The organism is Paraburkholderia caribensis, from assembly GCF_002902945.1.
In the GTDB taxonomy this organism is placed as follows: domain Bacteria; phylum Pseudomonadota; class Gammaproteobacteria; order Burkholderiales; family Burkholderiaceae; genus Paraburkholderia; species Paraburkholderia caribensis.
Map to the genome: position 1 here is coordinate 1,032,242 of NZ_CP026103.1, position 25,104 is coordinate 1,057,345.

Here is a 25,104-nt window from a genome sequence, read left to right on the forward strand (position 1 = left end):
GTGCCCTGACACGTCTTCTATGGCGGGACCTCTGGCACATGCGGGCGCAAGCATGTGCTGCAGTGCTGATCGTGGCTTGCGGCGTGGCCACATTCGTCGCCATGCGCACGACGTATTTGAGTCTGCTGACGGCGCAGCAGGACTATTACGTGTCTTACCGCTTCGCCGAGCTGTTCGTAACGCTCAAGCGCGCCCCAATCGCAGTCGCATCGCGTATCGCGTCGCTGCCCGGTGTCGCTCGCGTCGATCCGCGCGTCGTGTCTGATGTCACGCTCGACGTGCCCGGTCTCGATGAGCCAGCGACCGGGCATCTCGTCTCGATTCCCGAGTTTTCCTGGCCGGTGCTCAACCTGCTGCATCTGCGAAGTGGCCGATATGTGTCGCCGGGTCGGGACGATGAGGTGCTGATGAGTGCTGCTTTCGCGGAAGCAAACAATCTTGATGTGGGGCAGCACGTCGGGGCTGTATTGAACGGTCGCTGGAAAGAGCTCAAGATCGTCGGTATCGCGCTTTCGCCAGAGTATGTCTATGAAGCAGGAGCCGGGTCCATTTTTCCGGACAATCGGCACTACGGCGTCATCTGGATGGGGCGTGACGCCGCGTCGGCTGCATTCAACATGGATGGGGCGTTCAACGACCTGGCAATCGCACTCGACAACAGCAGCCGGGTATCGGACGTGATCGCCCGGGTCGACCGCGAACTGGCACGCTATGGCGGGCTCGGTGCAATCACGCGTGAAGATCAGTTATCGCATCGCTTCATCTCGGACGAAATCGCACAGAACCGCACCACATCTACGTATGTGCCTGCGATCTTTTTCTGCGTGGCCATGTTTCTGTTACAGAGTTTGCTCAGCAGGCTGATCGATACCCAACGCACACAGATCGGTTTGATGAAGGCATTCGGATACGGAAACGCGCGGGTCGCACTGCACTATCTCCATATGGCCTCGCTGATCGCGGCGGTGGGAACCGCGATCGGCGTGGCAGCCGGGCTCGGGCTCGGATCCTATCTCACGGACATGTACGCGAGATACTATCGCTTTGCCCGTCTCGAGTACCAGGCTGACGGATCAGTCATGATCTCTGTCATTGCCGTAAGTTTCGTCACCGCAGCTGCGGGCACGGCGGCAAGCGTGGCGAAGGCTGGGAGATTGATGCCCGTCGAAGCACTACGACCCGTATTGCCACCCGCATTCGCCGCAGGCTGGGCGGAGCGGACCGGAATGTTCCGGCACCTCAGCGTGACCGGGCGAATGGTTGTGCGCAATATCGCGCGGCAGCCCGTCAAATCTGCGCTTTCCTGTCTTGCGATTGCCAGTGCGAGCGCGATCCTCGTGATAGGGGGATTCTTTTTCGATGCTATCGATTATCTCTTCGATGTGCAGTTTCAACGCGTTGAACGTCAGGACGTGACCATCACTTTTGCACAGCCACTGTCGCATCGGGCATTGTTCGCGCTCGAAAGCTTGCCCGGCGTGTTGACGGTCGAGCCGTTTCGCGATGTGCCGGTCAGACTCTCCTATGGATACCGCTCTCGCCGGATCAACCTCAGCGGAATCTCGACGACGGCAGCTATGCATCGCCTTGTCGATGAACAGGGGCGGCCGTTGCGCGTGCCCCCGGACGGGATGCTGATCTCGTCACAACTCGCGGACGCGCTGGGACTGCGCGCAGGTGACAGGATCACGGTGGAGTTACTCGAGGGCAAGCGCCAGACGCGACAGGTGATGGTGACGGGTAAGGTCGGAGAGCTGGTCGGCATTCGGGCGTACATGGATCAGCATTCCCTTGCGCGGCTGCTTGACGAGAGCGGCAACTGGTCAGGGGCGTGGCTGCAGACTGACGCGCGCGCGCTGGAGCCCCTGTACGGCACGCTCAAGCGTATGCCGGCCGTCAATACGGTGGCCGTCCGGCAAACGGTAATAGACAGTTTCCGCAAGATCATGGACGAAAGCGTGCGTCTTTCGACCACAATCAATTTTGTGTTCGCCTGCATCATCGCCTTCGGGGTTGCTTTCAACGGGATGCGTATCGCCTATTCGGAACGCGCACAGCAACTGGCATCGTTGCGCGTACTTGGCTTCACTCGCGCAGAAGTCGCCCGGATCCTCCTTGGCGAACAATTCGTGCTCGCTACGGCATCAGCGCCTATCGGCCTGTTGCTCGGATATGGCATCTGCGCGTTGCTGGTCCGAGGCCTGGCCACCGATCTGTACCGTCTGCCGCTTGTCATCGAAGCTCCGACGTTCGCGTACGCGCTACTCGTCACCGCCGGCTCGGTGGCTTGCTCCGGATTGGTCGTGGCGTGGAAGATCAGGCGCCTCGATATCGTCGCGGTCCTCAAGGCGCGCGAATCATGAAGCGCAACCGGATTCGGTCGGCCTCACTGATCGCTGTCGCGACGCTTGCAGCTGCCGCGGTCTTGGCGGGCGCGTTCTGGCCGAAACCGGTCGTTGTCGATACGGCACAGGTGAGCCGGGGAGCGCTTCGCGTCACGATCGACGAGGACGGGGAAATCCGGGCACATGACCGCTATGTCGTCACGGCGCCGATTACCGGCCGCCTGCTGCGCGTCACCATGCGCGAAGGCGATCATGTGCGTGCGGGACAGGTGATCGCGGTGCTGGTGCCCGTCCCTATGACGCCCGGTGAAAGTGCGGAGCAGCGTGCCCATGTGGAGTCGGCGGAAGCCGCTTATGGGGAGGCTCAGGCGCACGTCGATCATGTTCGTGCCGATCTCGAGCAGGCGCACAGGGAGTATCAGAGAGGCAAGGCATTGATCGAATATGGCGGCATCTCGAAGCAGGGGCTGGAACAACTCCGCGTCGCCGAAGCATCGGGCATGAGCGATCTCGATGCGGCCCGCGCGCGTGCGACATCTGCGGCAGCAGAAGTGCGAGCCGCGAAGGCGAATCTGAGAGCACTGGAAGCCGGACAGCCCGTGGAAGTCCGCGCTCCTGTCGATGCCGTGCTCCTGCGGGTTGACGAACGGAACGAACGGGTCGTGTCGGCCGGCGCTGCCGTGATGGTGCTCGCTGATCCATCGCGCTATGAAGTCGTCGTTGATGTGCTCTCAACGGACGCCGTCAAGATCAGTCCCGGGATGCGCATGTCAGTCGAGGACTGGGGCGGAGCTGTGCCAATCGATGCGAAAGTGCGGGTGGTCGAGCCGGGCGCTTTTACCAAGGTTTCGGCGCTGGGGGTTGAAGAGCAGCGGGTGCATGTCATCGCGGACCTGTCGGGTCCCCCGGGCCGGCTGAACGACGGGTATCGGGTTCAGGGCAGGATTGTGGTCTGGGAACGATCTGACGTGATAAAACTTCCCATCGGCGCGCTATTCCGTTGTGGGGAGCAATGGTGCGTTTTCACCGTCGAGCGCAAGCGAGCTATACAGCATGTTGTGCAAATCGGACAGCGCAATTCCGAAGAAGCGGAGATGCTCGACGGTCCTGACGGCAATCAGATCGTGATCGTATATCCACCCGGCACTCTGACAAATAATGCCCGAGTTCTGCCACGCTAGAAAAGTCTTACGTGCTGCATGCTCCCTGCGGTTCGAGTGTTGTGTGGGCGGGTCGGTTCGATTATCCGCGCAATCAGTTTCAAGCTCGTCACATCGACGTTCAATGTTTCGCGGTGAACCTGCAGTCTGATCTTCCCGGAAATATCGATTCGACGCAGGCCGGGTACCGCACGGATGCATTCATACCTTATGCTGAAAGCAGCGATTTCAAATCGGCTCCAGCTTTTTTATTTGAAACTCGAACCCCTTGTGATCTTTCCGCCATGCCACGTCCGTTTCACTCAGTCGAGCTTGTCCTGCTGGCCGTCTCGGCCGGAAGCCTCGTAACGGGCATCGTGCTTGCCGCGCTCGGACACGCCGCTCTCGCGCAGGTGCTGTGGGCCGTTGGAACCTTGCCTGTCCTGCTGGCGCTGCTGGTGTCGACCGTCAAGACGCTGCGACGGCATGAAGCGGGCGTCGATGTGCTCGCGCTTCTTGCCATCGGTTTCGCACTGGGCCTCAGCGAGTTTCTCACCGCCGCCGTGATCTCGCTGATGCTGGCGAGCGGACGGGCGCTCGAAGCGTACGCACAGGCGCGGGCACACCGCGAAATGACTGCCTTACTAAGTCGCGCTCCGCGTCACGCCAACCGCTTTGAGGGCGGTGAGTGGCGCCGTGTCGAACTGGATGCGGTACATCCCGGCGATCGTCTGCTGGTCCGAAGCGGTGATCTCGTTCCTGTCGATGGCTCGTTAATCGGCCACGCTCAATTGGATGAGTCCACGCTCACCGGGGAGTCCATCATCCAGCAACGCTCACCCGGCGAACCGGTCAATAGCGGCGTCGTAAGTGTCGGCGCGGCATTCGAGATGGTCGCTGCCGCGAGCGCGGCAGACAGTACGTTCGCCGGGATCGTGCGAATGGTGCAGTCAGCGCAGCGCGAGCGCAGTCCAGCAAGCCGTCTTGCCGATCGCTACGCGTTGTGGTTCGTGTTTGCCGCCCTTGCACTTGCCGCGGGTAGCTGGATGATCTCCGGAGAAATCAACAGGGCGCTTGCGGTGCTTGTCGTTGCAACCCCGTGCCCACTGATTCTTGCGGTTCCTGTGGCCATTGTTTCCGGCATGTCGCGTTGCGCGAAGCGCGGCGTGCTCGTCAAAGGTGGGGCTGCATTGGAAAGGCTCGCGCAAGCGAGCGTGCTGTTCTTCGACAAAACAGGAACGCTGACGGGAGGGCACGCGCGCCTCGTCGCAATTGAAGCCGCTACCGGCACGTCTCCCGGGACGGTCCTGCGCCTTGCTGCATCTCTTGGCCAGGCATCTGCGCACGTCATATCCGAAGCGGTGACTGCGGCTGCACGCGAGCGCAATCTCGTCTTGTCACTACCCAGCCGGGTCGAGGAGCAGCCGGGTGCCGGGGTAAAGGGCGAAGTAGATGGCCATTTCGTCGCGATCGGCTCTTATGTCTTTGTGGCGTCGCTCGCGACGCCAGCACCCTGGAGCGAAGTTTTCCTTCAACGCCTGACGTACGAAGGCGCTTCCGCCGTATTCGTCGGGGTGGACGGCAGCATGGTCGGGGCTCTGCAGATGGCTGATCAGATCCGGCTTGAAACCCCACGCGCGCTGCGGCTGCTCAGGCACGAGGGCATCAAACGGCTTGTCATGCTCACGGGCGACAGACGCGATGTGGCCGAAACGGTGGGGGCAATGCTGGGCGTCACGGAGGTGCGATCCGAGCTGTCTCCGGCGGACAAGCTTGCAGCGATCCAGACGGCACGCCGTGAAGGGCCAGTCGTCATGGTTGGCGATGGCATCAACGACGCGCCCGCGCTTGCAGCTGCGGACGTCGGCGTTGCGATGGGCGCACGAGGCGCGGCGGCGTCCTCCGAGGCGGCGGACGTGGTGCTGCTGGTCGACCGGCTGGACCGGCTTGTCGAGGGGTTTCGGGTGGCGAAACACACGCGGCGAATTGCCGTCCAGAGCGTGATGGCGGGCATTGCACTGTCGGTGGCGGCAATGATCGTCGCCGCGTTCGGGTTTCTGCCGCCCCTGCCGGGCGCGTTGCTTCAGGAGATCATTGATGTGGCCGTCATCGCGAACGCGCTACGCGCGTTGCGGATCCGTTCGACGGCAATGGTGGGCGGCCTTGCCCGTGATGACGAAGATCGCTTGAAGACCGAGCATGTTGAACTTGGCCCAGTAATCGAGCAGATCAGGGAACTCGCGGACAAACTGCCCGGTTTGCCGGGACCATCCGTGGCGGGTGCCCTCGCCAGCATGAACGATTTGCTCGCACACAAGCTCGTTCCGCATGAACAGCACGACGACCTGGAAGTCTATCCGGGCCTTGCAGCCCTTCTCGGCGGAGAAGACCCGATGGCGGCGATGAGCGCCATGCACCGAGAAATCTTCCGGATCTCCCGTTTACTTCGGCAGATGACGGACACAGTGCCAGCCGCGGGACCCGATCCCGATAGCATCCGCGAAATCCAGCGCCTGCTGTATGGACTCGATGCGATCGTACGCCTGCATTGTGCCCAGGAAGAGGAACTGTTCCATACGCTCGGGGAAGGAGCGTAAAGACCGATTTCCTGTATGTGTGCGCTGGTATCGTTGTGGGCAGCGAAATACATCAGGGTCGATTACCCGGCATCCTGACCGCGAATATAGGAATTCCGTCTGAGTTCAACGGCACTGGCGCGGCAGTGCCGGCTTAGTCCCACGATAATTGAAATCACAATTGGTTTATGTGCGCTGCGGCTCAGGCGTCCTGTGTGCCGACGAGCAGTAGTGGGGATTGCGTAAGATGCGCGACTCTCCCCGCAACGCTACCAAACAGCCAACGTGATATACCACGCCTGCCATGCGTGCCCATCACAATCAATTGCGCGTGACAGTTGCTGGCTTCGCGAACGATGGTATGGGCCACATCGTCGCTGGTACGACGCGTCTTCACAAGTGCGGTACTCGACCGTATCGACACATGCGAAAGAACCGGCTCCGCGGCCGCGAGTGCATGCTTGCCTTCATCGAAGAATGCGTCCTCCAGTGCGTCGATGGGAACGAAGTCGCTCAGCCGTACCGCGCGATCGATCACATAGATGGCTCGCAAAGAAGCGTCGGGTGCCGCAAACCGCACACCAAAGCGCAGCGCGGTTGCCGCATGTGGACTTCCGTCGACCGCGAACAGGATGCGCTCCGGCAAGTGTTCGTTCTCGACGTTATAGCCTTCGGGTACTACAAGCAGCGGGCAGTGCAGAAGTTTTGACAACGCCTCGGAGACGGTCCCCTCAATCCAGCGCGTCAGCCCATGGTGGTGGCGCGCGCCTACGACGATCAGTTCGGCTTGCCATGCATTGGCTGCATTCACCAACGCTTGAACAACGACCCCGCCGCGCTTCGAGAGGTCAACCACTTCCGTCTCGATGCGTACGTCACATGACGCCAGTAAAGCTTGGGCCTGTTCGAGCGCCGCGGCCGCATCCTTCAGCAGTTCTTCGCGCACTGAATCCAGCGTGTGGCCGACATGCCGACCGCTCGGAAAGAGTGTATGCGGATTCTCGGCCACGCTCACGAGCCGGACTTCGCCACCGTGCGGGAGGAGGTGACTCGCGTAACGGAGCGCATTGCGCGATGCTTTCGATGAATCAACAGCAATGAGTACTCGGCGTGGCAATGCCGGATTGATGTCGTCGGGTCCAATCGAATTCATGGTTTACCCAGTAAGCTTATCGACCGCCATCTGTCAAGCCGGACGCCGCTGCCGCAGCTCGCTCAAGCCGACATAGCGGGGACACATACCAACTTCAGAAGCGATGGTCGTAGTTCAACCGGATCTTCGTGGGCTTCGGCTGATCCTTCTGCGTAACAATCAGATCAACGTGGTAAATGCCACTCCACGGCATCTCGAAGTCGTTGTCATATGTGACGGCGCTGCCCACCTTGACGGCATCCAGGCGCCTCTCGACTGGCTTCGTGTGAAAGTGCGTATCGTGGGCCCGGGGGCCTTTGACGCTGGCAAGTACAGTGGCGTCGCTCACGCGTCTGCCCGTGGCCGCCTCAAAGATTGCAACGGTCAGATGGTACTGGTTGGGACTCGGAGCGGTGATGTTGCTCGCCGCGTTCGATCCGGATTCTCGCAGCTTGCTGGACGGAATCACGCCGTAGTGAACGGTGAGACCGTGTGCCGTGACACTGTGGGAAAGATCGTCTGCGTAAGCAACAGCGCATACGCCAAGAAGAAGCGTCGTAAAGATTGCGTTGATCAGCTGGAGCCGCATGCGCATGTGAACCTCCCACCTGATTGATCAGGCAGACTGTGGATACCCGTGATTCTGGCCTGCTCATTGATATCGTCGCGCCTTGCGGTTTGGGTGGCTTGATTCAGATCAATCATTGCGGGCATACCAGCTCACCTCGACTTCGAGTCCGCCGAGATGTGAGCGACGCACGTCGACGCTTGCCGCGTGAAGGTCGACAATTCGCTGGACGATCGACCAGCCAAGACCACTACCGCTTTCGCTGGTACCCGGAACCCGGAAGAAGCGCTCACCCAGCCGCGAGCGATCCGCATCGGCGAGTCCTGGACCGCTGTCTCCAACCGACAGGGATGCGTTGGCGCCATCTGTCGTCGTTCTGATCAGCACGGATGCCCCAGGCGGGCTGTAACGGATGGCATTGTCCACGAGATTTCGCACCAGGGCCGCGAGCAGCATGTCGTCGCCTGCGACGTGGCAGGGTCTTTCGCCTTCGAATTCCAGTGACAACTGCTTCGCGATCGCCGTTGGCGCCAGTTCTGCGACGACACGCTGTGCAAGCGCACTCAGGTCCACCTTCGTGAGTGCGAGGGTTGCCCCGGACTCGAGTCTTGAAAGCACCAGCAGCTGGTTCACGAGACGCGTCGCGCGATCACACCCTTCGAGAGTGGCGCGTAACGCGTGCTGACGAAGAGCGTCATCCGTTTCGGCCAGCGCAACTTGAGCCTGCGTCCGAATCGCCGCAATAGGCGTGCGCAATTCATGTGCGGCGTCCGCAGTGAACCGGCGTTCTGCTTCCCATACCGTCTGGATACGCTCGAAGAGCTGATTGAGCGCGTCGAGCACCGGGGACAGCTCGGCAGGGGGTTGGGGCATCACGACGGGAGCAAGATCATCCGGGCCACGCTGGGCAATGCTTCGGCCCAGTTTCTTGAGCGGCGTCACCCCTTGCCGCACGGCCCACCAGGTCGCAAGTCCAAGAAGGGGCAAGGCGGCGGCCATAGGCCATAAGGTACCGCGCAATACCGCTAGCAGTATCGCGGTGCGCGAATCGATACGCTCGCCGACGTAGACGTGTGTATCCTCGCCTGTACCTCGCACGGAAAACACGCGCCACGCGTTCCCGTCTATCTGCACGGTCGCGAAACCCTGTTCGAACTCGCCTTTGGCGGGAATCATGGGCTCAGTCGGTGCATTGGCCGAGCGCACGACTGCCTGCCCTTCGTGAAAGATCTGGAAGGCAACCTTGGGTGCATACGGATGAGGTACCCGTGTATCGATCTCGTCATCGTCGTCAATCGATTGCGTCTGCTGCACGATCAGCAGAGCCGCTGCCTGCGCGAGGTGACTGTCGAGCAGTTCGTCGAGCTCGCTGCGGGCGTCACGCCAGATAAGAAGCGCGGTAATCAGCCATACGCCTATCACGCCGCCGATGACCAGCACCAGCAGACGACCCTGCAATGAGCGAGGCAGAATCATCACGTAGCGCAACCCTCTCGCATCAGTACGTACCCGACGCCGCGAACTGTTCTGATCAGCTCGCTGCCGAGCTTGGCGCGCAGGCGATGGACGTGCACCTCAACTGCGTTGCTCTCCACTTCCTGACCCCAGCCGTACATGGCCTGTTCCAGCTGTTCGCGCGACATCACGCGGCCCGCATTCAGCATGAGCACGTACAGGAGGTCAAACTCGCGCGTGGAGACGGTGACGGGATCTCCATTCCGGTAGACAAGCCGTGCCGCCGGTTCAAGTGTGATGTTTTGCACTTCCAGTTTTTCCTGCGGCTGACCGTGCGCGCGGCGCACGAGCGCCCGCAGGCGAGCGGCAAGCTCCAGAAGGTCAATGGGCTTGACGACGTAATCGTCGGCACCGATGTCGAGTCCACGGACGCGATCGGGGACCGTGTCGCGTGCGGTCAGCACCAGTACGGGCATGGTCACGCCCGCGCGACGGGCCGACGACAGCACGTCGATACCATCCTTGAGCGGCAGTCCGAGATCGAGCACTGCTGCAGCATAGGACTGGGTACGCAGTTCCGCTTCGGCCGCCTGGCCGTCGCGAACCCAGTCGACCTGAAAGCCCGCCTGCCGAAGGCCCGCGCGAATGCCATCGCCAAGCAACGGATCGTCTTCGACTAGCAGGATACGCATGATGTTCTTGACCTTTGAGGGGCATCAATCGGCATCATCGCGGTCGGTCTGGTGTGAAGTCGCTGCGTTGCTACCGGGCGGTATTGGCGCAGGTGCGACTTGCCACTGCCACCACCAGAACGCAAGCACACCCGCCAACATGATCGCCGCGACGCTTTTCCATGCGCGCCTGATGCCTTCGTCGGGGTGTCCTGTCTTGTATCCGCTCAGCATCGCGCCGACCAGATTCTCCCGATGAAGCCGGCTGCTCACAATCACCCCGGCCACATGTACAGCAACCAGCGCAAGCATGAGGCTGGCCAAAACCTCGTGCACTTCACCGAGCCAGTTTCCTCCGACATCGTTATAGGTCGCCCAACCCGTCATGGTCAATGCGCATGCCAAAGCCAGCATGGTGACGATGACGACCGCGCCGGCCGGATTGTGTCCGACATGCCGTTGCGGGTGGCCAAGCAATATCCCCAGGAGATACTTCCACACGGAGGTCGGACCGCAAACGAAGCTGGAAAAACGGGCGTATTTCGTTCCGACCAGCCCCCATGCCATTCGAAATATCACGAGACCACCTGCCGTATAGCCTAGCGCGACATGCACCAGCCGCCAATGCTCGCTTTCCGCGGTCAGCCATGCGCCGGCAAAGCAGGCCGCGAACAGCCAGTGGAATAGCCGTACGGGCGCATCCCAGACCAGAATGCGACGTTGTGTCGTGTCGCCGGCACTGCTGTTATTGCGGTATGCGGATGAAGTGTTCATTGAAATTTCCTTGATCGGCGCGGGTATGGCACGCCGCGCAATTTGACGCGCTCTTGATCATGGGCCGCTTCCATACGGCGGCAGGCACTTCTGCATGCTCTTGGCGGAACCAGTGAGAGCGGGTAATGCGATCTTCGGGCGGAGCGGCGTGCGCGGCCGCGTCTGCTTCCGAATTTGCGGCGAGCCACGTCGAAATCTGCCGGACGGAGTCTGCGTCGAGTGACGCATCGGTGCCGAAATGGTGCTGCAGGTTGTCCAGAATGCGCTGCCATGACGCGGCAGGCAGCATGCCCGGCGGATAGGCAAGATGGCAGGTTGCGCACTCCTGCCGATACCTGGGCAGCACATTGACCTGACTAAACGTCCCTTCAGATTCCGCGGCAGCGATCGGGGCCGTCAGGGCGGCCACTAGCGCGACGACACAAACTTCGACACAACGGGGCACAAGGTGAAAAAGCATAGGAAGCGCTCCGGCGGAGAGAAACTTCGATAGTGGGAAAGGCGCCTACGGCTTCAGCGTCAAAAGCCACGCAAGCAGATCCGCCTTCTCGGCTGCGCTGCACTCACGTCCCACGACGTCGTTGCAATTGCGACGGAACCATTTCTCGGTCTTGGAGGCGTCCGTAAAGCGCTCGGGGTTGAACGCAGGGGCCAGTGGCGCGATCGACTTGCCTGTGGCGGCATGCCTGCCCGTCTGCGTGGGCACTGCGCCGTGGCACGAAGCGCACTGCCACTCATGGCCATGTGACGCATTGAAGAACTGTTGCCCACGCGACGGGTCCGGTTCCGCATTGCCCGACTGGGTACGGTAAGAGCCGAGGAGATCCGATGGCGTGGCAGCGTTGACTGTCGACATTGAAGTCATGGCAAGGACCAGCAGAAGTGCCCCATACAAACCCGGCAGCGAGAGAGGCGATTTGCTCACGAGAGTCTCCGGAAGATACAGATTATCCTGGGCGAACTTCCTTACCGGAGTCTTAACGCTTCAATCTCGCCGTTCACTCACGATGCGTTTGCTGTAACAGCGCATCCGCTCCGGATTAAGCTTTCCGAAGGCCGTCAGCAGCTCGCGCATAACGGCGAAAGCCACTCCTCCTCCCACCTTTATACGGCAGTGCAGACTGTGATCGCAGCGCATCGATCCTTTGATGCGCGTCAAGGGGTGGGTCCGATCGGCGGGTAATGTTAAATGCGGCTTCAATCCCGCTTGCCGCCACCGCGGAGACTTCCATGAAAAAGCTTCTGTTCCCTGTCGCAATCTGCATTGTGTTGAGTTCGCCGATGCTCCATGCGGCGTCAAAGGACGCAACTGCCGCACAAAGCACGTCAAAGGCCCAGAGCACGGACACGGCGGCATTCGACAAGAACCTGGCTCAATTCCAGGAGCAGATGAAGACGATGCAGGCGCAGATGAACCAGATCCGACAGACGCAGGATCCGAAGGAACGCCAGAAGCTTCTGCAGCAACACTGGGCGACGATGCAAGGTGCGATGACCACGATGCACGGGATGTGGGGCCCCGGCATGATGGGGCACGGAATGATGGGGCAGGGGATGATGGGCGGCGGCTGGGGCCACATGGGAGGGTACTACTCCAGACTCAGTCCCGAGCAACTGCGGCAGCGTCAGTATATGACCGACCAATACCTGCAGATGCAACAGGAAATGATGAACAACATGATGTGGCAACAGCAATATTTAACGCAGCCTCCCGCCTCGCCGCAGTGAAGTGCACGACGGGCGGTGATCGGATTATCTGCAGGACTGGCAACTACCGCCGGTTAGCGCGGTTGTTCCCGGACTCCGCAGATCAAAAGGTTTGATTCGATCTTCATGTCCATCCTCCCGACCAAAGCCGCTTGAGCGCAGAATCGATCGCCTGGCTGCCGGACACCAATGTGGCGGTGGCGAGGGTTGAAGTCGGCTACGGCTTTCCGTCAATTGCGGACAGGTATGGCGCAATCTTCTCGATCTTGTCGGAAGGAAATGGTGCAGCATAGACCATCAGCATCTTGTTCCCCTCGGTCTGCCACTCTTCGAACGACAAGGGCGGTTGTCGCAACACCACTCCAAGAGAGTGACAGATGATGAAGTGGGCATTGCCTGCAAGCGCGATGATGCTCCTGTTCCATACTCGAATGGGTATTCCTGCCTCCTTCGCTTCGATGCGTCCACGTTCGATGGGCCGACAGGTCAAGCCTATGCGGTGCGGGGACGTCTGTTTCGATACACATCAACGCAGGGCGCTGCGCGTTGCGTTGTTGGAAAGGCGACCCGGAACGGGGACTTCCTCAATAAAAACCGTTGGCCCGTGGGCCGTGCGAATTGAGGTGCCTCAGCCAACGTGTGGCCGATTCGAGTGATGCCGCCAAGGGGAGTCCGGGAGTCCGTGAGCTTATGATCGGGAAACTCAAACGGACATGGCGACCTTGGCGACCATGCCGACGGCAATGAGTCCAGCGACGAGCGCGAAGCCCTGTTGCAGCCTGTTAGCGCTCATCCGGCTGGCGACGAGCCGCCCGGCCAGCATGCCGCCTAATGCGCCCGCAGCGAACGGCGCGCCCACTGGCCAGTTCATGTGACCTGAAATCGCCGTCGAGATGACGCCAGACGCGGACACAAGCGTGATGACCGCGAGCGATGTCGCCATGATTGTCGGCACCGGCGCATTGGTCGCTTTCCTCAGCGCAGGGACAACGACGAAACCTCCGCCCACGCCGAGCAGGCCGGACAGGAAACCCGCGCCGATACCCGCGAAGGCGAGTGCGCGCGTGCAGGCCGACGTCCATACGAAGCGGCCTGTGCCGCTATTGAGCTGGCATGGTTGTAAAGCCGCACCGCTGCGAACTTCGTGAGGCGTGCCGGTGGTAGCCTGTCGGAACATCCGGAGCGCGACGTACGCCAGCACGCCGGCAAAGACGAGTGTGAGCGGTCCGTTCGGCAGCCGATGGGCAAGCCACAGGCCGACGGGCGAAAACGCCGTACCGGTTACGGCCATCAGCGCCGCGGCGCGGTACCGGACGATGCGGGCCTGCAGCCCCATCAATGCGCCGAGCGCGGCGGAGACGCCTACAGCCAACAGCGCGATGGGCGCGGCCTCGGCAATGTTCAGATGCAGCACAAACAGCAGCAAGGGCACTGCGAGGATGGCTCCGCCTGCACCCGTGAGCGCGAGGATGAGGCCGACGACAAGACCGAGTGCGGCGCTGCTGGCAATCACGTGTTCCATCGAACAACCTTTCTCTGTTCAACTGCGAGTCTTTCGCGGATAGTGCAGATTGCCGCTCACGCGTGCTGCGTTGCGGCTTTCGCCCGCTCGATCAGTTCGAAAACGGCCATGCCGGCAACCATTGCCGCCACGAAACCGACAGCCTTGGGATAGCCCGCGCCCAGCGCGACAAGCGCGGGACCCGGGCAGAAACCGGCGAGACCCCAGCCGATACCGAAGGCGGCGCTACCAAGTACCAGCCTCGGCGTGATGGCCGTGCTGACGGGAAGTTGCATCGGCAATCCAAGGAATGACCTGTCATGGCGTCTGGCTGCGAAAAATGCAAGCGAACCGACCGCGATGGCGCCAGCCATTACAAAGGCGAGTGACGGGTCCCACCGGCCAGTCAGATCGAGGAAACTCAACACCTTCGCCGGGTTTGCCATGCCAGAGACCATCAGGCCAACCCCGAAAAGCAGGCCAGCGAGCAATGCTGTAACGGGTGCGATAAGCGTTGTTTTGACGTCCGCCATATCAGCCTCCGAGCAGGTGACGTTGTACAAAGACAGTCAGAAACCCGGTAGCCATGAAGGTTGCGGTAGCGACGAGCGAGCGCACAGATCCCCGGGAGAGACCACAAACGCCGTGGCCGCTAGTGCAGCCGCTGGCATAGCGGGTGCCGATACCGACCAGAAACCCGGCTGCAAGGATCGCGCCCCAGCTCGCCTCGATTTCCGCCTGCGCAGACTTGCCCAACAGTCCCGCGATGACGGGCGCGCCTACGAGCCCCACCAGAAACGCGAGACGCCAGTCGACGTCATCGCGCGGCCAGTTCAGCAGGCCGCCGAATATGCCGCTGATTCCTGCGATGCGTCCGTTGAACAGTATCAGCACGGCAGCCGCGGCTCCGATCACAAGCCCGCCTGTTAGCGAGAAGCCCGGTGTGAAATTTCCTGGGTCAATCAGCATGATGCGCCTCCTTACTGCTTCGGGCAGAACTGTTCATAAAGTACGGCCATCACGGCGAGCGCCTGCGGACTCGCCACCGAATAGAAGATGTTCTTGCCTTCCCTGCGAGTAGCGACCAGGTCGTTTTCCCGCAATACGCCCAGTTGCTGCGACAGCGTGGGCTGACGGATACCGAGTTGCTCCTCGAGTTCGCCGACGGACAACTCGCCTTGCGAAAGCTGGCACATCAGCAGAAGGCGATCGGGATTGGCGAGCACCTTGAGCAGGACGCATGCATCTGCTGCGCCGGCCTGCATGGTGGCGAGATCGATGGTGAGACGAGGTTTTTTCATAAGTGATGTTCAATCTATATCAACACAGTATATTGAAAAATAGATTGTATGTGAATAGAATGTTTTCATTCTTGGAGATTAGACATGCACCCGACCATTCATCCTTTCTTTGACCGCGCCACCTGGACTGTGACCTACGTGGTGTTTGCGGGGGACCATGCCGGGTGCGCCATCATCGACCCGGTGCTGGACTACGATCCCAAGGCTGGGCGGACGTCGACAGACAGTGCCGACAAGGTGATCGCTTTCGTGCGTGAGCATGCGCTGCACGTCGAATGGATCCTGGAAACGCACGCCCACGCCGACCATCTTTCCGCTGCCGCATATCTCAAGCGGGAACTGGGTGGTCGCATCGCGATTGGCCAGCACATCCGGCGCGTGCAGGGGGTATTCAAGTCGCTATTTAACCTCGAGCCGGCTTTCCGTCTGGACGGCTCGCAATTCGACCACCTTTTCGAGGACGGCGAGACGTTTGCCATTGGAGAGTTGACGGGCAGGGCGATGCATGTGCCAGGGCACACGCCGGCCGACATGGCGTACCAGATCGGGGACGCCGTGTTTGTCGGGGACACGCTTTTCATGCCCGACGTCGGCACCGCGCGGTGCGACTTTCCAGGCGGTGATGCGCATGAACTGTATCGCTCGATCCGCAAGCTGCTGGCCCTGCCGGCCGACATGCGGCTATTCATGTGCCATGACTACCCGCCCGAGGGACGCGGGCCTGCATGGGAAACGACGGTCCGCGCACAGCGGGAACGCAACATCCACGTGCACGACGGTGTAAGCGAAGAGCAGTTCGTCGCCATGCGCCAGGCACGCGATGCGACCCTCGCGATGCCGACGCTGATCCTGCCCGCGGTGCAAGTCAATGTTCGCGCGGGTGAGTTTCCGCCACCAGAGGCGAACGGAGTGCGGTACCTCAAGATCCCTCTGAATGCTGTCTGACGCACCACAGATCGTGCGCGTCCGTCAGGTGAGGGCGCGTCCCGGTCCGATGTCCACAAATTAACTGTTTCAGGAAGCAGACCATGGATGTACATTCCCTCACTCCAGATGTTTCGGTCTCGCCGCAGATTTCCGTCGCTGACGTCTCGACGCTACAGACGCTAGGATTCAGATCAATCGTTTCTCATCGGCCGGATGCGGAAGCGCCGGACCAGCCTAACTTCGAGGAAATCGCGCAGGCGGCAAAGGCCGTCGGTCTGAAGGCAGTTCATCAGCCGGTGCCCGCAGGCCAAGCCTCAGATAGGCAGGCGGCCGACTTTGCAGCGCTTCTCGCGGAACTACCCAAGCCGGTGCTGGCGTATTGCCGCACGGGTACGCGGTCCGCGACGTTGTGGGCGCTGTCACAAGCTAACACGCTGAGCGTGGCGGAAATTGAGCGAACGACGGCGAAGGCGGGCTACGAACTCAAGGCAGTGATGCGGCGTATTGCCAATGCTGGAAAAGTAGCGCCCGGCGTTGTCGAAGCAGAACATACTGTGGTGATTGTCGGTGGCGGTGCAGCCGGTATTGCCGTGGCCTCGAGCCTGCGCGCCCGCGATCCTTCACTGGATATCGCGATTATCGATCCCGCCGACGTGCACTATTATCAGCCCGGCTGGACGCTCGTGGGAGCGGGAGTATTCGACTCGGGGGACACCGCGCGCACGATGGCGTCGCGTGTGCCGCGCGGCGTGCGTTGGCTCAAAGCCGCGGTGGTGGCATTCGAACCGGACAGTCACGCGGTGGTGCTTGAGGGGTGCCGGAGAGTGCGTTATCAGCGGCTCGTCGTTTGCCCGGGCATCAAGGTTGACTGGCACGGTGTCGAGGGCCTCGTCGAGACAATGGGGCAAAACGGCGTGACGTCGAACTACCATTTCGACCTCGCGCCGTATACTGCGGAACTTGTCAAGACGCTCCGCGGTGGCAAAGCATTGTTTACGCAGCCGCCGATGCCAATCAAATGTGCCGGCGCCCCGCAGAAAGCCATGTATCTCTCGTGCGATACGTGGCGCAGGAACGGTACCTTGCACAACACGCAGGTGCAGTTCTTCAGCGCGGGCACGGCGCTGTTCGGCGTGCCTGACTACGTACCGGCATTGATGAAGTATGTGGAAGCGTACGGCGTTGACCTGCGTTTTGGCCATACATTGAGGAGTGTCGATGGTCCTCGGCGGCGCGCCGTATTCGAACGCGTGTTGCCTGACGGCAGCAGGGAAACAGTCGAAACCGACTTTGACATGATTCATGTGGTGCCGCCGCAGACTGCCCCGGATTTTGTCCGCGCAAGTCCGCTTGCCGACGTTGCTGGCTGGATAGATATTGACGCCAGCACGTTGCGCCACAAGCGGTATGAGCACATCTATGCGCTGGGCGATGCCACCAGCACAACGAATGCCAAGACGGCGGCAGCTGCGCGCAAACAGGCACCCGTCGTTGCCCATAACGTGCTGGCGAGTCTCGGTCGCGCCAGCGGATTGGCGACTTACGATGGCTACGGTTCGTGCCCGCTCACGGTCGAGCGGGGTAAGGTGGTACTGGCCGAGTTTCTTTATGGCGGCATGGTCGCGCCCAGTTTTCCCGCGTGGCTGCTCGACGGCACACGACCGTCGCGTCTTGCCTGGTTTCTCAAGGAGCGGATTCTGCCGCCGCTCTACTGGGACGGCATGCTCAAGGGGCGCGAATGGCTGGCGCGACCCGTACTTGATGATAGATAACGCGATGGAAAGAAACTGTCCGATGCGAAGAATCGCGGCAGCATCGCGGTCAATGCCGAATCGGGCCTGGCCCACTGCCGCAAGTAACCGTGTGAACAATCAAGGAAGGTGCCGTGGTCAGCCTGAACGGAAAACAAGCTCCGCCGGGTCTCTAAGGAGCCGACGGTCGAAAGCTGCTTTCGCACTGTCGAAATCGTCATCAGCGTTGCCATTACTTCGGTTAACTGAATTTGCTATCCTCGGGCTTTGAATTATCAGAGGAGCTCGCCGAAGATCGCTGCGCGTGACCGCGGGTACTCTTGCCATGCCGAGAGCGAAAATGACGGTCACCTTGAAAAAGGCGGCAAGCAGCCATTGCGATTTTCTGAATGCAGCGCGTGCCAGCGGCTTGTCAGTCCGAATTGACTTGAGTACGGCGCGGACGACTCAACCTCGATCACTTGTTGGCATCTTCTGCTCGACACGCCTGGGCAAAGGCAGGATTCGGGGAAGAATGTTTTCCGACTTGAGTACCCGGTGCGCGACCACCCCCAACACGTGGAACCCGACGAGTGCAGCCAGTCCGTAGGCCGTCAGCGCATGCAGCTCCCCCAACCAGTGCGACAGCTCGCGGCTTTTTGATACTAGCGTTGGCAGCGAGACGAGGCCGAAGCAACTTGCCACGTGTCCGGCCGCATTGGTCTTCAGCCAACCGAGCAGCGGAATGACGAGCATCAACACGTAGAGCAGGTGATGAACGGCCTTCTCGGCGAGGTAAGCCGGCGTGCCGGCCCGGTTGGTCGACGGCGGCAGCCGACGCCGCATCCGAAACCGGTTCGCGACGCGGACCGAGACCAGAAAGAGGATGACGATGCCGATCGACTTGTGGAGTGTGAGCAGATCCTCGTTATCGTCGAGCATCAAGCCGATGATCAGATTGCCAATCAGCGCGAAGGCCAGCAACCAGTGCAGCAAGCTGATCGAGAAGGGGTAGCGGGACGTGTGTTTCATGTACGGGATTCCTGTGCAAACGCGTTTCAGGTTTGTCAGCCGAGCAGGTCGTGATAATGCTTCCTGGTACCGTTAATCCGGCGCAATGCGCGCTTGGCGGCGTCCATGTCGTCTGCCTCGATTGCACGGTCGACCTCGGCCAGTTCCTGCTGCAGCGCCTGCATGCCTTCATCGTAGGTGGATGGGTCGCTGCGATAAGGCTGACGGCTTGCCCGCTGCGCGTCGCTTTCGAGCCTGGTCACGTAGCCGCGCAGCTCGGGTATCGTGGTGCTGGACATCGCGCCCTGCATGGCCAATTTCATGTCCTTCATCAGTGTTTTGATCTCGCCTGCATGGGCCAGCGGCGCGGCCACAAGCAGCGAGACGCACAGCAACGTTCGGAAATGGGGGGGAAACGGCAGCGTAGCCATGGGCATTGATCCTGTAAGGACAGTGAATGCCCGGGAGAATAGGCAGGTCAGGTTAACGGATTCTTAACGAGCCGCCATGGCGGCACATGGTCTTGATACACGTGCGTGTATGCGGTTATCGTTGCCACCGGGAACGAACAGGAGCACGACACCATGCGCGTATTACTCGTCGAGGACGACAGGCTGATTGGCAGCGGCGTGGAAGACGGCCTGATCGAGGCGGGCATGACGGTCGACTGGGCGTGCGACGGCAAGCACGCGCAACTGGCACTGGAAACCACGCCATATGACCTGGTCATACTCGATCTTGGCCTGCCCCGCGTGTCGGGGACCGAACTACTCGACTGGATTCGCAAGCGCCGCGACCATACTCCCGTGCTTGTCATGACTGCGCGCGACACCGTTGCCGATCGGGTGAGTGGCCTGAGCGCCGGCGCCGATGACTATCTCGGCAAGCCGTTCGACCTGACCGAACTGGTCGCGCGATGTCGCGCGGTCGTACGGCGCTCGCAGGGCCGCGGCACCGATACGATTGAATACGGCGACCTGCTGGTTGATCCTGAGCGCCTGACGGTCATACGCGGAAGCAAGCACATCGCGCTCAGTTCGCGCGAGTGCGCACTGCTGGTCGAACTGCTTGCGAATCAGGGCCGTCCTCTTTCTCGCGCGCGTCTCCAGGATAGCCTTTACGGCTGGAACGAGGAGATCGAAAGCAATGCGATCGAGGTGCATATCTCGAACCTGCGCAAGAAGCTGGGCGCCCAGTTGATCCGGACGATCCGCGGCGTCGGCTATGTGGTGGAGAAGGCAACGTGATGCGGTCGATCCGGCGACGTCTGACCTTGCTGGTGTTGTCTGCCATCGTACTGGTGTGGTTGTACTCGCTTTATTCGAGCTATCACCAGGCAATCCATGAAGTCGAGGAATGGGACGAAACACGCGTCGAACAGGTCGCCCATGCGCTGCTCGTGCTCGACGTGCGCGATCTGCCGGCTTTTGCGGGCGCGAGCCTCGCGCCTCGCGACGACGACGGAGACAACGATGCCTCAATGCGGCTGCTGTATGAGGTGACTGCTGCAGATGGACGGGTGCTGGCCGCGAGTCCCGGTCTATCGTCGCTTGGCCTGCCGGCACGGCCGGCCCACGCATCCGGCCTGCTACGGGTCGACGATGCGAAGTGGCGTGTCTACGTGCTCGGCGATACCGCGCGCGGCCGTACCGTGCGAATCTTCCAGCAGCGCATGCATCGCTCGGAGCTCTCCTCGATGGTCGCGCTGCGCATCGCCCGTCCACTCGCTTTGGTGTTGCCTGTGCTGGCCATGCTTGTCTGGTTTGCGATCGGCCGCAGCCTGACACCCTTGCGCACACTGTCGGAAGCGATCGAGGCACGATCACCCGACAGTCTCGACGCCGTCGCGGACAAAGGCGTTCCAGACGAGGTCTTTCCGCTCGTCGCTGCGCTCAATACGCTGTTGCAACGTCTGCGCCAGTCGCTGGAGCGCGAGCGCGCTTTTACCGGTGACGCGGCACACGAACTCAAGACCCCGCTCGCCGCCATCAAGGTCCAGGCACAAGTCGCGCTCACTGCGCGCGATCCGGAACGTCAGCGTCGCGCCATGCAGCGCGTGGTGGAAGCGGTGGACCGGAGCACGCACCTGGCCGATCAGTTGCTCGCGCTGGCGCGGCTCGAGGAAAGCGCGCCGCTTCCCAGTGCGCGAGTCGATCTCGCGGACATGGCCAAGGCATGCATCGTCGACCAGCATGCCTTTGCGGATCACAAGCAGATTTCGCTGACGCTGCAGGCCGATGGAGCGACCATCGTGCGTGCGCCGCCCGCGCTGGTGCGCATACTGCTAGACAATCTCGTCGACAATGCAATCAAGTACGGGCACGCGCAGGGGCGCGTGGAAATCGCTATCTGGAGCGATCCCGACGCGGTGTTTCTCGAGGTGCGCGACGACGGCCCCGGTGTCGCGCAGGAGAACCTGCCACGCCTGCACGATCGTTTCTTTCGTGCAGCGAATCACGTCGAGAAAGGAAGCGGGCTGGGCCTGTCGATCGTCGCACGCATCGTGGCCAAATTGCGCGGGAAACTGGCGTACACGTCCGGAATTGATGGGAAGGGGTTCGGCGTGTACGTCGCGCTGCCTTTGCATATGCCCTAGTCGCCGCGTGATATTTTTCAACTCAGCTTCCTTTCTCTGTTGCAGATGCTGTGGCCCGACATCGTCGTCGGGTCAGTTCGCCCATCGGCGTCGGTACAGGCATTGACACACGTCAAAATGAATCGAACTCCCGCAGGCATGATGAAAGGCCATTCGATGCAAGACCAGGACACGTCATCGTGATGAGGCCCGGCCATGTACCGATTCGATGCAATGAGGCGCTCCCGGTCAACGGACACATATGCTATGCCGAGATGCATCTCATGAAGTCCGCCAGGACCGCCCCCACGTCTCGAATCAATCGACGACAAAATTGTTGTCGACACTGACGAGAATCATCGGTAACTGAATTGCTGCATCCGAACGTAGAGAACGATGGGGCGGTATTCGATACGTCCGCACCCGCATTGCCAGGCACGGTCCGCTATGCCACGTCGTTCACGCGTCATTCCGGTTCTTCCTCGGAGCGCCCCGGCCATAGCGGTATTGTTGCGGTGACTCTCAGACGGTGACAACCGAATGCAAGATGATTAAAGGTCAATCAGAACGGGAAACCACATGCCATCACGACTCGCGTTACTGGAAGCACCGACCAGATACATGTTCTTCACCGGAAAAGGTGGAGTGGGAAAGACGTCGGTTTCCACCGCCGTAGCTATCGCGCTGGCCGACGCCGGCAAAAAGATCTTGTTGGTTAGCACAGATGCCGCGTCCAATCTTGACGAAATGCTCGGTATTGAATTGATCAATACTCCGGTCCCGGTACCAGGCGTGGTCGGACTGCGCGTACTGAACATCGACCCAGACGTCGCCGCGGAGAACTATCGCGTTCGCGTTGTCGAACAGATGGACCCCGAGGCGAGTGCCGACGAAATTGCGACCGTGCGAGAACAGCTATCGGGTGCCTGCACCACCGAGATTGCCACGTTTGATGAGTTTTCCAGCTTACTTTCTCACGGTGCATCTGACTTTGATCATGTGGTATTCGACACAGCCCCCACCGGGCACACGTTGCGGTTGTTGAGCCTGCCCAAAGCGTGGAGCGGGTTCCTTAAGGGTAATGACCGGGGGGCGTCCTGCCTGGGGCCGCATTCCGGCTTGAAAATGCAGGAGAAACTCTTCAATCAGGCGTTGGCAGCGCTTAACGACGCGAGTATGACAACCATCGTGCTGGTAGCCCGGCCCGAAACTGGCGCATTGGAAGAGGCCGCGCGTACGTCGTCCGAGCTGCGAGATCTGGGGCTGGCAAATCAGCGCCTTGTCCTGAACGCGGTTTTCCAGGCAAGCCAATCCCATGACCGCATTGGCGACGCTCTTGATGCCTTGGGAAAGAAGGCTCTCGCAGCCATGCCGGAAGCGCTGCGCCGGCTTCCCACGGATCATGTGCCGCTGCGCGCAGTGGACTCAGTGGGCTTACCTGCGCTCCGAGCCCTCCTGGCCCCGGAATTGACATCGGTAAGCAATGTGCCTCGCGGCGTGCTCACGCACCTTGCACACCACCCCATGTCGGAATTGGTTAAGGAATTGGCCCACGCCGATCGGGGGCTGATCATGGTCATGGGCAAAGGTGGCGTCGGCAAGACAACTATCGCGTCCGCTATCGCCTTGGGGCTGGTTCGCAGCGGGAAGTCGGTGCATCTGACCACTACTGATCCAGCTGCGCATCTAGCGATGACCCTTCAGGGAAATGTCCCGGGACTCACTGTGGGGCGAATTGACCCCGAAGTGGAAACCAGGAAGTATGTGGACAAGATCGTGGCTGCACGTGCGCCCCGAATGACAGAGGACGAGAAGGCACTGCTCATTGAGGACCTACGATCCCCCTGTACTGAAGAGGTCGCTGTGTTTCATGCCTTCTCGCATGTCGTGTCTCAGGCTGGCAGCTCATTCGTGGTACTGGATACCGCTCCGACCGGTCACTCTCTGTTGCTGATGGACGCCGCGGGCGCCTACCATCGTCAGATGGTACGCGCGTTTGACGACAAGGCTCCCGGCCGCATCGTGACACCGTTGATGCGATTGCAAGATACTAACTACACGAGGATCATCCTGGTCACGTTGCCAGAAACGACGCCGGTGTCACAGGCAGCGGCATTGCAGGAAGATCTACGCAGGGCCGATATCGAACCATTTGCATGGGTGGTCAACCGGTCATTGCTGGCCACGGATACTAATGACTCAGTGCTGCTGGCGCGTTTGAACAGTGAAAGAAAGCAAATGGAGCGGGTGGCAACGCTATCGAAACATGGGGTCTATGTGGTTCCATGGCGAGCCGATCCACCGGTGGGAATCCTTGGGCTTGAAAAGCTACTTGAAGGCGACTGACGGCCGAGGCTGCCTTTGAAGCATGTACACGCGCCTTGGGCAGGCCGGAACCGGACATTTCTTATATGGTCGCCTCCCATTTGCAAGGCAATTGTGCATGGCGAGGAGGGTGGTTGCGGACTTATATCCGGACTCGATCGCGGGCATGCCCGCCGGCCCCGATGGATTTCGCCGCAAGGGTCCTAATCTAATTGGCGGACTCGAAGTCCGAGAAATGTCTCAGGCTTGCCCTTGCACGGTCCAACCTGTCTTGCCATCGTTCAATTTACCTGTGCAACCGTGAATGGTTAAAGCGTGTGCCTGGGGGCCGTCACTGTGCCGGTGTCGACTGATACGTTCGCCCATACGCCAGCAGTGCCCAGATCGTTCGCGCCATCTTGTTGGCCAGCGCGACAGCGACGACGTTCGTGGGACGTCGGGCCAACAGTGCACGCAGTCGTTCCGGCAGATGTTTCGCCGCTGAGATGACGAATCGGGCGCCGTGGATCAGCAGCGTTCGTAAATACACGTCACCGCGTTTGCTGATGCCACCGAGCTTCACCTTGCCGCCAGAACCGTTCTGTCGTGGCACCAGGCCCAGATAAGCGGCAAACTCTCGCCCTGAACGGAACGTCTTTGCCTGTCCGATCACAGATACCGCCGCAGTCGCGGTGAGCACACCCACGCCAGGAATCTCCGAGATGCGACGGCATGCGTCGTCGTTGCGCCGCCAGTCGAGAATGCGACGTTCGAGCCGTGCGATCTGCTCGTCGAGTTCACGAAGTCGCGAGAATTGATCCTGCAGGCTGTCTGCGAGCATAGCTGGCAGCTGGTCGGCCAGTGAGGCCAGCGCGAGTTTGGCGGCCTCGATTGATGCCCGGCGCCCCTGAGGCAGGACGACTCCGAATTCATAGAGCAGTCCACGAAGCTGGTTGACCTGCATGACGCGAATGCGGACCAGTTGTTGGCGGATGCGGTGCATTGCGAGCATGGCCTGCTGGTCTTCGGTCTTGACGGCCACGAACCGCATGCCTGGACGCTGGGCGGCTTCCCAGATCGCCGCAGCGTCGGCTGCGTCATTCTTGTTCGACTTCACGAACGGCCGCACGAACTGGGCTGCGATGAGCCGCACGTCGTGGCCAAGTCGCGCCAGGACGCGGGCCCAGTGATGGGCGCTGCCACAGGCTTCCATGACGACACGACTCGCAGGCCGGTTGGCAAAGAACGGCACGAGCTGGGCGCGTTTGAGAACCTTGCTGCGAATCGTGCCAGTATCTGGCTCGACATAGTGAATCTGGAATACGCGTTTGGCCAGGTCGATGGCAATGGTCGTGGGTTCCATCTGGTTCTCCTTGACGGCAGGACTG

23 protein-coding genes are annotated in these 25,104 nt (G+C 60.8%); 9 read left to right on the forward strand and 14 right to left on the reverse strand.

Annotated elements, in window-relative coordinates; all coding sequences use genetic code 11:
- Positions 1-62 precede the first annotated feature (62 nt).
- The 3 genes from C2L66_RS34125 (at position 63) to C2L66_RS34135 (ending at position 6,081) form a co-directional block, all read left to right on the forward strand.
- On the forward strand, positions 63-2,363 hold the full coding sequence (locus C2L66_RS34125; protein ID WP_224102469.1) for an ABC transporter permease: 2,301 nt from the start codon (positions 63-65) through the stop codon (positions 2,361-2,363).
- Positions 2,360-3,526, forward strand: coding sequence for an efflux RND transporter periplasmic adaptor subunit (locus tag C2L66_RS34130; RefSeq protein WP_060608128.1), 1,167 nt, complete (start codon positions 2,360-2,362; stop codon positions 3,524-3,526). The genes C2L66_RS34125 and C2L66_RS34130 overlap by 4 nt, the downstream gene beginning before the upstream one ends.
- Before the next feature lie 263 nt (positions 3,527-3,789).
- On the forward strand, positions 3,790-6,081 hold the full coding sequence (locus tag C2L66_RS34135; RefSeq protein ID WP_060608130.1) for a heavy metal translocating P-type ATPase: 2,292 nt from the start codon (positions 3,790-3,792) through the stop codon (positions 6,079-6,081).
- A gap of 181 nt (positions 6,082-6,262) precedes the next feature.
- Here C2L66_RS34135 and C2L66_RS34140 read toward each other — a convergent pair whose 3' ends face one another.
- The 7 genes from C2L66_RS34140 to C2L66_RS34170 all read right to left on the reverse strand — a co-directional run bounded on the left by C2L66_RS34140 (position 6,263) and on the right by C2L66_RS34170 (position 11,525).
- Positions 6,263-7,213, reverse strand: coding sequence for a universal stress protein (locus tag C2L66_RS34140; protein ID WP_060608134.1), 951 nt, complete (start codon positions 7,211-7,213; stop codon positions 6,263-6,265).
- Positions 7,214-7,307: 94 nt separating this feature from the next.
- Entirely contained in the window at positions 7,308-7,787 is a 480-nt protein-coding gene (locus C2L66_RS34145; protein WP_060608137.1) for a hypothetical protein, read from the reverse strand.
- Positions 7,788-7,889: 102 nt separating this feature from the next.
- Positions 7,890-9,236: an ATP-binding protein gene (locus tag C2L66_RS34150; RefSeq protein WP_060610423.1), complete on the reverse strand. Its 1,347-nt coding sequence runs from the start codon at positions 9,234-9,236 to the stop codon at positions 7,890-7,892.
- Positions 9,236-9,907 carry a response regulator gene (locus C2L66_RS34155; protein WP_054932205.1) on the reverse strand — a complete coding sequence of 224 codons (672 nt, stop codon included), beginning with the start codon at positions 9,905-9,907 and terminating at the stop codon, positions 9,236-9,238. Before C2L66_RS34155 ends, C2L66_RS34150 begins: the two co-directional genes overlap by 1 nt.
- Positions 9,908-9,931: 24 nt before the next feature.
- Positions 9,932-10,660, reverse strand: coding sequence for a cytochrome b/b6 domain-containing protein (locus tag C2L66_RS34160; RefSeq protein ID WP_060608140.1), 729 nt, complete (start codon positions 10,658-10,660; stop codon positions 9,932-9,934).
- Positions 10,632-11,120, reverse strand: coding sequence for a diheme cytochrome c (locus C2L66_RS34165; protein ID WP_060608143.1), 489 nt, complete (start codon positions 11,118-11,120; stop codon positions 10,632-10,634). Before C2L66_RS34165 ends, C2L66_RS34160 begins: the two co-directional genes overlap by 29 nt.
- A 45-nt stretch (positions 11,121-11,165) precedes the next feature.
- Positions 11,166-11,525, reverse strand: a complete 360-nt coding sequence (locus C2L66_RS34170; RefSeq protein ID WP_233445121.1) for a DUF1924 domain-containing protein — start codon at positions 11,523-11,525, stop codon at positions 11,166-11,168.
- Positions 11,526-11,890: 365 nt separating this feature from the next.
- Between C2L66_RS34170 and C2L66_RS34175 the strand changes: the two genes are divergently transcribed.
- Entirely contained in the window at positions 11,891-12,388 is a 498-nt protein-coding gene (locus tag C2L66_RS34175; protein ID WP_060610426.1) for a hypothetical protein, read from the forward strand.
- 682 nt (positions 12,389-13,070) lie between these two features.
- Here C2L66_RS34175 and C2L66_RS34180 read toward each other — a convergent pair.
- Genes C2L66_RS34180 through C2L66_RS34195 form a run of 4 tightly spaced genes read right to left on the reverse strand, consistent with a single transcriptional unit; the run spans position 13,071 to position 15,169 of the window.
- Positions 13,071-13,889 (reverse strand): sulfite exporter TauE/SafE family protein, encoded by an 819-nt coding sequence (locus tag C2L66_RS34180; RefSeq protein WP_060608149.1) that lies wholly within the window; start codon positions 13,887-13,889, stop codon positions 13,071-13,073.
- 56 nt (positions 13,890-13,945) lie between these two features.
- Positions 13,946-14,401: a YeeE/YedE family protein gene (locus C2L66_RS34185; protein WP_054932210.1), complete on the reverse strand. Its 456-nt coding sequence runs from the start codon at positions 14,399-14,401 to the stop codon at positions 13,946-13,948.
- Position 14,402: 1 nt separating this feature from the next.
- Positions 14,403-14,837 carry a YeeE/YedE family protein gene (locus tag C2L66_RS34190; RefSeq protein WP_060608151.1) on the reverse strand — a complete coding sequence of 145 codons (435 nt, stop codon included), beginning with the start codon at positions 14,835-14,837 and terminating at the stop codon, positions 14,403-14,405.
- An 11-nt stretch (positions 14,838-14,848) separates the two neighbouring features.
- Positions 14,849-15,169 carry an ArsR/SmtB family transcription factor gene (locus tag C2L66_RS34195; protein WP_054932212.1) on the reverse strand — a complete coding sequence of 107 codons (321 nt, stop codon included), beginning with the start codon at positions 15,167-15,169 and terminating at the stop codon, positions 14,849-14,851.
- Between the two features lie 84 nt (positions 15,170-15,253).
- On the opposite strand from C2L66_RS34195, the gene C2L66_RS34200 reads away from it, so the two are divergent.
- Both C2L66_RS34200 and C2L66_RS34205 read left to right on the forward strand, forming a co-directional pair.
- Positions 15,254-16,114 carry an MBL fold metallo-hydrolase gene (locus tag C2L66_RS34200; RefSeq protein ID WP_054932213.1) on the forward strand — a complete coding sequence of 287 codons (861 nt, stop codon included), beginning with the start codon at positions 15,254-15,256 and terminating at the stop codon, positions 16,112-16,114.
- 83 nt (positions 16,115-16,197) lie between these two features.
- Positions 16,198-17,868, forward strand: a complete 1,671-nt coding sequence (locus C2L66_RS34205) for a bifunctional protein tyrosine phosphatase family protein/NAD(P)/FAD-dependent oxidoreductase (RefSeq protein ID WP_060608154.1) — start codon at positions 16,198-16,200, stop codon at positions 17,866-17,868.
- A gap of 426 nt (positions 17,869-18,294) precedes the next feature.
- On the opposite strand, the gene C2L66_RS34210 is transcribed toward C2L66_RS34205, so the two are convergent.
- Complete coding sequence (locus tag C2L66_RS34210; RefSeq protein ID WP_060608157.1) at positions 18,295-18,858, reverse strand: cytochrome b; 564 nt, start codon at positions 18,856-18,858, stop codon at positions 18,295-18,297.
- A 35-nt stretch (positions 18,859-18,893) separates the two neighbouring features.
- The gene (locus C2L66_RS34215; RefSeq protein WP_054932216.1) at positions 18,894-19,268 is read right to left on the reverse strand and encodes a cytochrome b562; all 375 of its coding nucleotides are present in this window, start codon (positions 19,266-19,268) and stop codon (positions 18,894-18,896) included.
- Between the two features lie 153 nt (positions 19,269-19,421).
- Here C2L66_RS34215 and C2L66_RS34220 point away from each other — a divergent pair, with 153 nt between their 5' ends.
- From C2L66_RS34220 to arsA, 3 genes are all read left to right on the forward strand, one after another.
- A complete protein-coding gene (locus tag C2L66_RS34220) occupies positions 19,422-20,084 on the forward strand; it encodes a response regulator transcription factor (protein WP_054932217.1) in 663 nt (220 codons plus the stop codon).
- Complete coding sequence (locus C2L66_RS34225) at positions 20,084-21,433, forward strand: ATP-binding protein (protein ID WP_060608160.1); 1,350 nt, start codon at positions 20,084-20,086, stop codon at positions 21,431-21,433. The genes C2L66_RS34220 and C2L66_RS34225 overlap by 1 nt, the downstream gene beginning before the upstream one ends.
- Before the next feature lie 558 nt (positions 21,434-21,991).
- Complete coding sequence (gene arsA, locus C2L66_RS34230; RefSeq protein WP_060608163.1) at positions 21,992-23,758, forward strand: arsenical pump-driving ATPase; 1,767 nt, start codon at positions 21,992-21,994, stop codon at positions 23,756-23,758.
- 310 nt (positions 23,759-24,068) lie between these two features.
- Here the strand turns inward: arsA and C2L66_RS34235 are convergent, their stop codons facing one another.
- Complete coding sequence (locus C2L66_RS34235; RefSeq protein ID WP_060608166.1) at positions 24,069-25,079, reverse strand: IS110 family RNA-guided transposase; 1,011 nt, start codon at positions 25,077-25,079, stop codon at positions 24,069-24,071.
- Between the last annotated feature and the right edge of the window lie 25 nt (positions 25,080-25,104).

Coding starts and splice junctions, on each gene's coding strand:
- C2L66_RS34195 (WP_054932212.1), bottom strand. CDS start 15,169: ATGAAAAAACCTCGTCTCACCATCGATCTCGCCACCATGCAGGCCGGC.
- C2L66_RS34145 (WP_060608137.1), bottom strand. CDS start 7,787: ATGCGCATGCGGCTCCAGCTGATCAACGCAATCTTTACGACGCTTCTT.
- C2L66_RS34205 (WP_060608154.1), top strand. CDS start 16,198: ATGGATGTACATTCCCTCACTCCAGATGTTTCGGTCTCGCCGCAGATT.
- C2L66_RS34235 (WP_060608166.1), bottom strand. CDS start 25,079: ATGGAACCCACGACCATTGCCATCGACCTGGCCAAACGCGTATTCCAG.
- C2L66_RS34135 (WP_060608130.1), top strand. CDS start 3,790: ATGCCACGTCCGTTTCACTCAGTCGAGCTTGTCCTGCTGGCCGTCTCG.
- C2L66_RS34160 (WP_060608140.1), bottom strand. CDS start 10,660: ATGAACACTTCATCCGCATACCGCAATAACAGCAGTGCCGGCGACACG.
- C2L66_RS34150 (WP_060610423.1), bottom strand. CDS start 9,236: ATGATTCTGCCTCGCTCATTGCAGGGTCGTCTGCTGGTGCTGGTCATC.
- C2L66_RS34190 (WP_060608151.1), bottom strand. CDS start 14,837: ATGCTGATTGACCCAGGAAATTTCACACCGGGCTTCTCGCTAACAGGC.
- arsA (WP_060608163.1), top strand. CDS start 21,992: ATGCCATCACGACTCGCGTTACTGGAAGCACCGACCAGATACATGTTC.
- C2L66_RS34225 (WP_060608160.1), top strand. CDS start 20,084: ATGCGGTCGATCCGGCGACGTCTGACCTTGCTGGTGTTGTCTGCCATC.
- C2L66_RS34210 (WP_060608157.1), bottom strand. CDS start 18,858: ATGAAACACACGTCCCGCTACCCCTTCTCGATCAGCTTGCTGCACTGG.
- C2L66_RS34140 (WP_060608134.1), bottom strand. CDS start 7,213: ATGAATTCGATTGGACCCGACGACATCAATCCGGCATTGCCACGCCGA.
- C2L66_RS34180 (WP_060608149.1), bottom strand. CDS start 13,889: ATGGAACACGTGATTGCCAGCAGCGCCGCACTCGGTCTTGTCGTCGGC.
- C2L66_RS34130 (WP_060608128.1), top strand. CDS start 2,360: ATGAAGCGCAACCGGATTCGGTCGGCCTCACTGATCGCTGTCGCGACG.
- C2L66_RS34200 (WP_054932213.1), top strand. CDS start 15,254: ATGCACCCGACCATTCATCCTTTCTTTGACCGCGCCACCTGGACTGTG.
- C2L66_RS34155 (WP_054932205.1), bottom strand. CDS start 9,907: ATGCGTATCCTGCTAGTCGAAGACGATCCGTTGCTTGGCGATGGCATT.
- C2L66_RS34185 (WP_054932210.1), bottom strand. CDS start 14,401: ATGGCGGACGTCAAAACAACGCTTATCGCACCCGTTACAGCATTGCTC.
- C2L66_RS34220 (WP_054932217.1), top strand. CDS start 19,422: ATGCGCGTATTACTCGTCGAGGACGACAGGCTGATTGGCAGCGGCGTG.
- C2L66_RS34165 (WP_060608143.1), bottom strand. CDS start 11,120: ATGCTTTTTCACCTTGTGCCCCGTTGTGTCGAAGTTTGTGTCGTCGCG.
- C2L66_RS34175 (WP_060610426.1), top strand. CDS start 11,891: ATGAAAAAGCTTCTGTTCCCTGTCGCAATCTGCATTGTGTTGAGTTCG.
- C2L66_RS34215 (WP_054932216.1), bottom strand. CDS start 19,268: ATGGCTACGCTGCCGTTTCCCCCCCATTTCCGAACGTTGCTGTGCGTC.
- C2L66_RS34170 (WP_233445121.1), bottom strand. CDS start 11,525: ATGACTTCAATGTCGACAGTCAACGCTGCCACGCCATCGGATCTCCTC.